4 protein-coding genes are annotated in these 3441 nt (G+C 64.4%); 2 read left to right on the plus strand and 2 right to left on the minus strand.

All coding sequences use genetic code 11. The features are described from left to right. Positions 1 to 109: 109 nt before the first annotated feature. The gene (locus tag BKY26_RS01000) at positions 110 to 829 is read right to left on the minus strand and encodes an HAD family hydrolase (protein ID WP_071688539.1); all 720 of its coding nucleotides are present in this window, start codon (positions 827 to 829) and stop codon (positions 110 to 112) included. A 105-nt stretch (positions 830 to 934) separates the two neighbouring features. On the opposite strand from BKY26_RS01000, the gene BKY26_RS01005 reads away from it, so the two are divergent. Further along, entirely contained in the window at positions 935 to 1384 is a 450-nt protein-coding gene (locus BKY26_RS01005) for a MarR family winged helix-turn-helix transcriptional regulator (RefSeq protein WP_071688540.1), read from the plus strand. An 11-nt stretch (positions 1385 to 1395) separates the two neighbouring features. Here the strand turns inward: BKY26_RS01005 and BKY26_RS01010 are convergent, their stop codons facing one another. Then, positions 1396 to 1674, minus strand: a complete 279-nt coding sequence (locus tag BKY26_RS01010) for a DUF3572 domain-containing protein (RefSeq protein WP_071688541.1) — start codon at positions 1672 to 1674, stop codon at positions 1396 to 1398. A gap of 91 nt (positions 1675 to 1765) precedes the next feature. On the opposite strand from BKY26_RS01010, the gene BKY26_RS01015 reads away from it, so the two are divergent. After that, positions 1766 to 3133 (plus strand): diguanylate cyclase, encoded by a 1368-nt coding sequence (locus BKY26_RS01015; protein WP_071688542.1) that lies wholly within the window; start codon positions 1766 to 1768, stop codon positions 3131 to 3133. Positions 3134 to 3441: the final 308 nt, after the last annotated feature.

Here is a 3441-nt window from a genome sequence, read left to right on the forward strand (position 1 = left end):
GGGGCGTCTTCGGTCATCGGGGCTCTCCAATCCTGTTGGCCCCAAATTGGCGCAGCACCCGCCCACACAGTTTTCAGATAGCGACGGATTCCGATTCCGTTTGCGTCGTTTACGACGCCAGGTCGGTCGGCCTGAGGCGATTGTCGGGGTCCAGTAACCCTTCGAGGCCACCGATATCGGGCAGAACGTAATCTGCATGCGGCGCCAGAACCTCGGCCCCGGCCACCCCGGTCAGCACCCCGAGCGTGCGCATTCCCGCCGCGCGGCCCGCATGAAGATCGTGCAGGCTGTCCCCGACCATCAGCACTTCGGCTGGCGACAGGCCGAGTGCCTTGGCAAATGCAAGGCACATGCCCGGCCCCGGCTTTGCACCATGACCGCTATCGGCGCCGCTGATGAAGTCGAACCGGTCGAGCACATCTGACGCCGCAAGATGGGCCCGCGCGGTGGCTTCGGTATCATTGGTGGCCACGCCCACCTTCAACCCCCGCGCCTTCAGCGCGTCCAGAAACGGGGCCAGAGGGACCGCCTCGCTTTGCGGGGCCTCGGCGGCGGCAAGGGCAATCCTCATCTTCAGTTCGGCCCTGCTGACACCCGGCAACTCCGGTTCCAGCGCCGATACGATGTCATCGTCTGTCCCGGCTATCACGCAACTGTCTTCGCGAAAACGCCCCGCATGCCAGTCGAAGCCCAGAACAGCCCCCAAATGCGCGGCGCGGGTCTCGTCCCCAGAGGCCGCATCGCGCAGAAATGTCATTGCCCAGGCCGACCAACTGACCTGGAAATCGAACAGAGTTCCGTCTTTGTCGAATAGGATTGCCGAAATCATTGAATTCCTCCCTCAGTAGTGAAATACTGCATGACGGAATAGCAATTGCCACCATGAAGTGTCTTGGAGTTGGCCGGACACTCTGTTTTTTTGTCTGGGGCTTTCATGGACGGACAGCGATTGAAATACGGGTTGCACGATAGCATCGGCTTTCACGCGTCATTTGCGGCGCGCCTTGTGGAACGCAGGGTCGAAGACGGGCTGAGGCGTTTCGGCCTGACGCGGGTTGGCTGGTGTATCCTTCTGGCCGTTGCGGAAGAGGGGTTGAAGAACCCCTCTGACATCGCGGCCTTTGTCGGGATCGACCGCACCGCCACATCCCGCGCCCTCCGCGCGCTGGAAACCGAGGGGCTGATCACGCGCGCCATCGGCAAGGAAGACCGCCGCATGACCGAGGTCAGCATGACCGACACAGGGTATGACCGGATGATCCAGGCGGTTCCGATCTGCTCCGAGAACATGAACCACTTCAACGCCAAGCTCACCGTCGCGGAGCGCAGCGAGTTGAAGCGTCTGCTGGCCAAGCTGTGTGCCGGCGAAGGCGGCAGCGACTGACCGCCGGTGTCTCAGGTCCAGTTGGGCAGATCTCCGCCGGGTAACCTCTGGCGGACCTGATAGAGTGTTTCGTAAGGCACTCCCAGGTGATCGCAGACCGCGATCACCCAGGCATCGTCCATCAGCAGGAAATCAAGGACCGATGCCAGGAATGCCGGGTCTTGTGCGCCTGCGCGCAGATCATCGGCCGAGACTCCGCTGGCGCCCTGGAACACAGGCAGCAGGTCATCGTTCCCCACCAGCCAGCCGAGCGCCAAAAGCGCAACTTCTTCTGCCCGAGTTGCATTCATATGCCCGCGAATCCCTCTCGTTAAAGGCTTTGTTAACCTTTCGGGAGCATGGATGAAGAAAGCCCCGAGATAAACAGTGGCGGAGCATAGGATGACAGGGCGCATACTGGTTGTGGACGATGTGGCCACCAATCGCATCGTGATGAAGGTCAAGCTGGCGGCGGCCTGCTATTCCGTGCTGCAAGCCGATTGCGGGCAAGCCGCGCTGCGCCTGGCGAAATCGGAACAGCCGGACCTGATCCTGCTGGACGTGATGATGCCGGACATCAGCGGGGTCAGCGTCTGCGAACAGCTCAAGTCCGACCCCGACACCGCCGATATTCCCGTGATCCTCGTGACCGCGCTGGCAGACCGTGACAGCAAGATGCAGGGGCTGCTGCACGGCGCCGATGATTTCCTGTCGAAGCCGGTCGACGAGGTCACGCTGCTGGCCCGTGTCCGGTCGTTGCTGCGCGCCCATGAAATCCAGCGCGAACTGCGCCTGCGAGAGGACTCCTATGCCGGGCTCGGCTTTGCGGAACCCGCCCCGGCCTATGAAACGCCGGGCAAGGTGGCGCTGGTCGCCCCTGACGCGGTCACCGGCCTGGCCTGGAAGCGCGCCCTGGCCCCCCGGCTGAGCGAACATCTGATCGTGATGCCGCGCGAGCGGGTGCTTCAGGCCCGCGACACCGGCAGCGCCCCGGATGTCTTCGTCATCGCCGCTGACCTCACCATGCGCAATGAGGGGCTGCGCCTTCTCTCCGACCTGCGCTCTCGTCCCGCCACGCGTCACGCGGCGGCGCTGACAATCCTGCCGCGCAATGACCGCGAACGTGGGGCCGTGGCGCTCGATCTCGGCGCTGGCGACATCCTCTACGATCCCATCGACCCCGAGGAACTGGCCGTCCGCATCCAGACCCAGTTGCGCCGCAAGCGCCAGTCCGACCGGCTGCGCGCCACCGTCGAAGCGGGTCTGGAACTGGCCGTGACCGACAGCCTCACCGGCCTGCACAACCGCCGTTTTGCACTCAAACGACTCGACCGGATGTTGCAGGAGCCGGGCCGCGGGGTCGCGGTGATGATGCTCGATCTCGATCACTTCAAGGCCGTGAATGACCGCCATGGCCACGCGGCGGGCGATGCGGTGCTGTCATCGGTGGCCAAGCGCCTGCGCGCGGTGCTGCGCCCGCAGGATCTTCTGGCCCGCCTCGGCGGAGAGGAATTCCTCGTGGCCCTGCAGGACACCGACGCCGCCACGGCCCTGCACTGCGCCGAACGGTTGCGCGAGGCCATCGGTGGCAGCCCGATCAGCATTGACGGCCCGGCCCGCGCGATTGCCGTCACGATGAGCGTCGGACTAACCATCACCGAGCAATCCGGCGATCCGGCGGAACAGCTGATCCAGAAGGCCGACATGGCGCTCTACGGGTCCAAATCGGACGGCCGAAATCTCGTCACGCTCTCGGCCTCGGCAGCCTGACGCGGATCGGGACAGTCAGGATGCACAGGGCGTCGCCTGTGGCAGTCGCCCGAAGAAAGGGCCCGCAGTCAGGCAAGGCACCCGGTCTCCGAAACGCCAAAAGCGGTCGTCGATCGGGTTGGACCAGACGCACTCTCCCTTTCATCTTGGTAAAAAATACCTCCGCCGGAGGCGTCCCACACTCACACCCACATAGCCCGCACCCCCTGCAGAGCCGACCGTACCACATATCCGTGGCAACGCGTCCCGTCGAGGCCTCCGGCGCAAGCCGGGGGTTGAGACGGGGCGCTCCCGGGTCGACGCCGGCA

The organism is Nioella sediminis (assembly GCF_001879695.1).
In the GTDB taxonomy this organism is placed as follows: domain Bacteria; phylum Pseudomonadota; class Alphaproteobacteria; order Rhodobacterales; family Rhodobacteraceae; genus Nioella; species Nioella sediminis.

Excerpts from the sequence above, each read along its gene's own strand:
- BKY26_RS01000 (WP_071688539.1), bottom strand. The coding sequence starts at position 829 with ATGATTTCGGCAATCCTATTCGACAAAGACGGAACTCTGTTCGATTTC.
- BKY26_RS01005 (WP_071688540.1), top strand. The coding sequence starts at position 935 with ATGGACGGACAGCGATTGAAATACGGGTTGCACGATAGCATCGGCTTT.
- BKY26_RS01010 (WP_071688541.1), bottom strand. The coding sequence starts at position 1,674 with ATGAATGCAACTCGGGCAGAAGAAGTTGCGCTTTTGGCGCTCGGCTGG.
- BKY26_RS01015 (WP_071688542.1), top strand. The coding sequence starts at position 1,766 with ATGACAGGGCGCATACTGGTTGTGGACGATGTGGCCACCAATCGCATC.